The 6,138-nt window shown below is 41.6% G+C and carries 5 protein-coding genes; 3 read left to right on the top strand and 2 right to left on the bottom strand.

Translation table 11 applies throughout. The features are described 5' to 3' along the window. The first annotated feature begins 503 nt into the window (after positions 1-503). Both QNK26_RS12905 and QNK26_RS12900 read left to right on the top strand, forming a co-directional pair. A complete protein-coding gene (locus QNK26_RS12905; protein WP_319223542.1) occupies positions 504-2,177 on the top strand; it encodes an adenylate/guanylate cyclase domain-containing protein in 1,674 nt (557 codons plus the stop codon). Further along, a complete protein-coding gene (locus tag QNK26_RS12900; protein ID WP_319223540.1) occupies positions 2,174-2,374 on the top strand; it encodes a hypothetical protein in 201 nt (66 codons plus the stop codon). Before QNK26_RS12905 ends, QNK26_RS12900 begins: the two co-directional genes overlap by 4 nt. A gap of 143 nt (positions 2,375-2,517) precedes the next feature. Here QNK26_RS12900 and QNK26_RS12895 read toward each other — a convergent pair whose 3' ends face one another. Further along, positions 2,518-4,824, bottom strand: a complete 2,307-nt coding sequence (locus QNK26_RS12895; RefSeq protein ID WP_319223539.1) for a response regulator — start codon at positions 4,822-4,824, stop codon at positions 2,518-2,520. Positions 4,825-4,904: 80 nt separating this feature from the next. Between QNK26_RS12895 and QNK26_RS12890 the strand changes: the two genes are divergently transcribed. After that, entirely contained in the window at positions 4,905-5,660 is a 756-nt protein-coding gene (locus QNK26_RS12890; RefSeq protein WP_319223538.1) for a transporter substrate-binding domain-containing protein, read from the top strand. Between the two features lie 125 nt (positions 5,661-5,785). Here the strand turns inward: QNK26_RS12890 and ribA are convergent. After that, positions 5,786-6,138 (bottom strand): GTP cyclohydrolase II RibA (gene ribA / locus QNK26_RS12885; protein ID WP_319223536.1); only part of this gene is annotated, 353 nt, incomplete at its 5' end.

The following is a 6,138-nucleotide window of genomic DNA, read 5'->3' as shown; positions in this document are numbered from 1 at the left end:
CTGTGCATCGAGTTGTTTGGCCATAGTCACCACATACGGGACCACCTTGGGTGAAATATCAGTCAGTGCAATGGGGTAGAGAATATTCTTAAATTCTTCCATATGCGCCTCCTTTTCGTCTACGTGGGTTCGTTTGACAGGTTGTCTATTGGTATAATGAGATGACAACCCGAATTACAGCCTTTACCTGCATGCTGGCAAAAACAATTAGCGATGATTGTAACTGAATGATTCTTGTATTATGTTAAAACCTACCATAATTAACAAGGCAGGATGGTATTGAAATAAAATTAGGAGCAATGTCGCGATAGATTGGTAAGGATCAGATTTATATAACAAATCAGCGAAAAACGCAATTTATTGCTTTATCAAAAAATATTTACCGTGGACATCAATATGTTGTGGTTTAAGCGCTGGATAAAAAATGTTAGATATTTGGATATTTGTAATATTAATTCAGGGTCTTAAATATTTCCCTTCTTCGTTTTAAAACCTCAAAAAGGGTGTCTCTAAGGGCTCAGGAAAGTTTTAAACGCAAACTCACCGCCATCCTCAGCGCCGATGTCGAAGGATATAGTCGCCTCATGGGTGAAGACGAAGAGGCCACAGTCCGCACATTAACAACCTACCGTGAGGTACTTAGCACACTCGTAATAGACCACAACGGCAGAGTCGTGGACTCACCGGGCGACAACATTCTGGCTGAATTTGCCAGTGTTGTTGATGCCGTACAGTGTGCGGTAGCCGTTCAAAAAGAAATCAAGTCACGCAACGACGAATTACCTGAAAACCGTAAAATGCGGTTCCGCATCGGTATCAATCTTGGTGATGTCATCCAGGAAGAAGAGCGGATTTATGGTGATGGTGTTAACATAGCTGCCAGGCTGGAGGGATTGTCTGAACCTGGAGGCATCTGCATCTCCGGGACATCGTATGATCAGGTAAAAAACAAACTTAATCTCGGCTATAAAAATCTTGGTGAGCACAGTGTTAAAAACATTGCTGAACCAGTGCGAGTTTATCGTGTGCTGACGGAATTTGAGGCCGCAGGCAAAGTCATTGGTGAGAAAATAAAGGCCGAAAGGTGGTTGGCCTTGGCTGCTGCTATTGTACTGATAGTAGCAGTTGGAGGCGTAGCAGGCTGGTATTTCTATTTGCACCAATCAACTAAAATCGAACCTGCCTCTGTGGAGAAGATGGCATACCCCCTGCCTGATAAGCCTTCCATCGCTGTCCTGCCGTTCGACAATTTGAGCGGCATCCCCGATCAGGATTACCTGGCTGATGGGATTACCGAAAACATCATCACTGCCCTGTCCTATATCCCGGAGATATTCGTGATCGCCCGCAACTCGACTTTCACTTACAAGGGCAAAGCGGTCAAGGCCCAGAAGGTGGCCGAAGACCTGGGGGTACGCTATATCCTGGAAGGCAGCGTTCAAAGGGCCGGAGATCGGCTCCGGATAACGGCCCAGTTGATCGACGCTACCACCGGGCGTCACCTTTGGGCGGACCGTTACGATCGCGACCTTCAAGACCTTTTTGTCCTGCAAGACGAAATCACTCTGAAAATCGTGTTCGCCCTTGAAGTGAAATTATCGGTCGGGGTGCAAACCCGGCTGACCCGCAAGACGATGCCAAATTTGGAGGCCTGGAGTTATTACGTCAGAGGGTTCGGTCACATGAAACGACATAATAAGACTGATAACGCCAAGGCCAGGGAGCTTTTTGAGCGAGCGGCGAGCCTGGACCCGGGATATGCCCCGGTGCTTACTGCGCTTGGTTTTACGCATTTTGATGATGCGCGCCATGGATGGAGCGAGTCTCGGGAGGAGTCTCGCCTGCGAGCTGTTGAACTGGCGAAAAAGGCCCTGGCCCTGGACGACTCCGATCCCATGATCCATGCCCTGTGGGGAGCTATCTACCTGAAGCAAAAGCGGTATGACCAAGCCATTGCCGAGGGGGAGAAGTCCGTCGCCCTCGGTCCCAACGAGTCTTTCCCTCACCTTCTGTTGGGGATGTACTTGTCCCATACCGGCAGGTATAAGGAGGCGCTCCCGCTGGTGAGGAAGGCCATGCGTCTCAATCCTTATTATCCTTCCACTTACCTGCAATTATTGGGCGGCATCTATTTGGGAATGGAAGCGTATGAGAAAGCGATCGAGGCGTTAATATGACTAAATTAGAGTCCCGTCCCATTCAAGGTAACCCTTGGGAAGAAATGTTCTATATTGATGTCGCGGCTAATTTACAATCAGAAAACATGCAAACAGTGATCAAGCAGTTGACTCGTATTACCAATCAGCTCAAAGTATTAGGTTGTTACCCAAGTGAAGATGTAGCAGCAACCAATGTACCTGAAGATCTGCTATAAGTGGATATAGCTGGCCTATCTCTCTAATCAAATACAAGAAATTAAAAAGGCGAACAATTCATCTTGTTCGCCTTTTTTGTTTCGCTATTTTTATAACTAAAGATTAAATTCAGTCATAAATTCATGCTGATAACAAATACGTATTAGGCAGTATCGATAGCTCTCACCGTCTGCCTGTTAGGCGTATTCGCTAACCAAGGTGATAGGTGTTTCTGCAGCATTAAGGTTAGGATTTGTTTACTCACTGGCTTCGCCATAAAGTCATCCATCCCCGCGGCGAAACATTTGTCTTTTTCAGTCTGTAATACGTTTGCCGTCAATGCAATGATGGGCACATGCTCTGTTGCTTTCTCACCGTCTCTGATAGCAAGCGTGGCATCAAAACCATCGAGCACTGGCATCTGGCAATCCATCAAGATTAAGTTAAATTTTTGTTCTTTGCATAAATCGACCGCAATTTGACCATCATCAGCAAGTGTTACTTCAATCCCCAATTTTTGTAACATCATGGTCGTCACTTTCTGATTGATGAATGTATCTTCGACTAAGAGTACTTTTATCACATCGTTGGCGCTGTCGATATCCACAACTGTTGTAGTTTGCTCGGCATATTCGTCCAACTGCGTATTAAGCACCACCGCTTTTAGGGTATCTGCTTTATAAGGACGGCTTAAAAATGCTTTAATTCCCAACTGCTTGGCAAGTATATCATCGCCAACTTCAGCTTCGGCTGATAACAGCATCAATCGAGGAGTCAGCTCTGCAAATTCATCCTGCAATTGTTTTACGACCATAAAACCATCCATATTGGGCATGACTTTATCAATAATCACTAAATCAAAAGCTTGGCCTTTAACCAAGGCATCTAGCACTATTTTTTTGGTTAAACAGGGATCATCACAAGATACTGATGTTGCGCCAAAGTTTTTTAATTGTGCTGACGTAATACGCATATTCAGCATGCTGTCATCAACCAATAAGATAGATAAGCCCGCAAGACTCTGCTCTGCATCAGCACCGATGATAAGCTCATCAATGCAATCGAACTCACTGGTAAACTCAAAGCGGCTGCCTTTACCCGGCTTACTGTAAACAATAATATCGCTGTCCATTAACTTAACAATACTACGACAAATCGCTAGGCCTAGGCCAGTACCACCATAATTACGGGTTGTACTACCATCTGCTTGTTGGAATTTTTCAAATATTTTATGCTGGTTTTCAGCTGCAATACCAATACCCGTATCAATGGTCTGAAACATAATTCCGACACGATTATCTTTGCGATCTATTAATTTGATATTGAGATGAACATGACCAACTGCGGTAAATTTAATGGCGTTAGAGACGAGGTTATTCAGTACTTGGCGTAACTGAGTAATATCACCAAGTACCATATCCGGTATTTTTTCATCAATATGACAAACTAATGAGATCTGTTTTTGACTCGCTAATACCGTGAAATTAGCCTCAATTTCTTTGCATAGTTCGAATAAGTTCAATGGATTTTGTGCCAGTACCAATTGCCCTGATTCTATTTTAGAAAAATCAAGAATATCGGTGATCAAATCAAGCAGGGTAATGGATGAAGAATAAAGCATATCAACAAATTCTTTCTGCTCGGCATCCATAGGCATTTCTTGCAGTAAAGAAGCGGTACCGATAACGCCGTTCATTGGCGTACGGATCTCATGGCTCATATTGGCCAAAAATTCACTTTTCTTTAAATTAGCATCTTCAGCCTGATGTTTCGCAACCTCCAATTCACGATAGTTATGACGGGTTTGTTGAATTGAAGCGTTATAACTAGTAGTTAAATTAGTGATTTCATCATCAAATTTACGCAGGTCTAAATCCAGCGGTTGCGGTAAATTATCACTATCAAATTGGCTAACGGCTTCAGACATTTCAGTTAATGGTCGAACCACGATCTTATACACCACAAAAAGAATGAATAATGCCACAATGAAAGTTTTTACCACTTGGGATAGTAATAACACCACAAACTTATCCCATAAGCCTTTATAGATAGGATATAAATCCGATTGTATTTTAATGGTGCCGAGGTCGAATTGCTTATTACCAAAATCTTGCAGCATAGGCCAATCTGTATGATATTCATACTCAACTAACGGCGTGCCTAACTGCAGGACTACGCCGCTATCATCTTGAATGACGAGATAATGCACATTGGGTAATTGCATGATGCCTTCCGCCTGTAATTCAAGCTGTTCACGATCTTCAACCCACAAACTGGCTGTTAAGCTCGATAAATAACTTTGCTTTACATGCTCTAACTGAGTCTCTACTTCTGAAATATCATCTTGATAATCAAGGTAGACATTCAAGCCTGTTATGAGTAATGTAAAAAAAGAACTGATAAGTATGATTGATACGAGTAGTTGTCTCGCGATACCTATTTTTTTCTTTTGCAGAGTCGCTTTATTCATCCCTAAGCTCACATCCTGTTACTAATCGACTAATCTAATAATAGACACTACTATGGAATTACTACTATAAGGAAGTAAAAATGAAACGCTTTATTTCAATAATGTTAACTATACAACTTTGTATTGTTAGCTTTACTGCTAATTCGGAGTCCATTAACTACTATGTCATTGCGAAACAAGCGATGCCATTCCAAATCACAACCAGCGATAATCAACATTCAGGTATCGTTTCAGACATTATTGCTGCTATATTTATTGATAATTACACTATTAATTATCATACCTACCCATTCAATCGTATGATTTCAAAATTAAAATCCGGTGGTGAGAAAAACTGGGTCACTTATGGAAGTCCAAATTGGGGTAGCGTTCAAGCAGCAAACTTATCAGACCATCCAATTTATACTGTAAGCCATAGCATCTTATCTAATATCAACTCTAATTTTGTCTACCAAGACCTAAATGACATCAGCGATAAAGTATTTGTCTTACTCCATGGTTTTGATTATCCAACGCTGCAGCCTTATATTGATAATGGTGAAATTCAAGAGTTAAGAGTAAAAGATTATAGCGCGGCTTTCCGTATCTTAGATAAAATGCCACAGGATGCAGTCTTTGTAGAAATGACATCACGGATAAAGTACAACATAAAAATCCAATCTAGAGATCTCAAACAGTTCAAGTTACAAGATTTTTCAGCCTTAATCCCAAGCTATCCGATCTACCTTGCATTCGATCCGAATATGGATAGTGCCCTGCAGCAATTTATCAATCAACAACTTGCGGTATTAGCGGATAAAGGGACTTTAACTGATATTATTAACCAGTATATTTAATAATGCTCGCGTTAATATTATTGCGGTTAATACCATCACTTTTAATAAAAAATACCGCTGACTTAAATTAAGTCAACGGTATTTTTTTGCTAAATTATTGTTGTGGTTAATGACCCGATTCTTGGTTAGTTAATAAAATCAGCGGCAAACATATGCCCAAGCTTGTTGGCTTTAGTTTTTAGATAACCGGCATTATGCGGGTTATTACCTTCTTGCAGAGGCACCCGCTCTGCAATATTAATCCCCGCTTTAATTAACGCGTTGACCTTACGCGGGTTATTGGTCATTAACTTAACACTGCTGATATTCAAATGGCCTAACATGCCTTTGCAAAAAGTATAATCTCGCATATCTGCAGCAAAGCCTAAGCGTTCATTTGCTTCAACTGTATCAGCACCATCATCTTGTAAGTGATAAGCTCTGATTTTATTTAACAGACCAATTCCACGTCCTTCTTGACGTAAATAAAGGATCACAC

The sequence above is a fragment of the Moritella sp. genome (assembly GCF_033791185.1).
Lineage (GTDB): Bacteria > Pseudomonadota > Gammaproteobacteria > Enterobacterales > Moritellaceae > Moritella.
Note: the sequence above shows the minus strand (reverse complement) of the source record. Positions and strands in the feature narration are given on the sequence as shown.

Coding starts and splice junctions, on each gene's coding strand:
- QNK26_RS12900 (WP_319223540.1), top strand. CDS start 2,174: ATGACTAAATTAGAGTCCCGTCCCATTCAAGGTAACCCTTGGGAAGAA.
- QNK26_RS12895 (WP_319223539.1), bottom strand. CDS start 4,824: ATGAATAAAGCGACTCTGCAAAAGAAAAAAATAGGTATCGCGAGACAA.
- QNK26_RS12890 (WP_319223538.1), top strand. CDS start 4,905: ATGAAACGCTTTATTTCAATAATGTTAACTATACAACTTTGTATTGTT.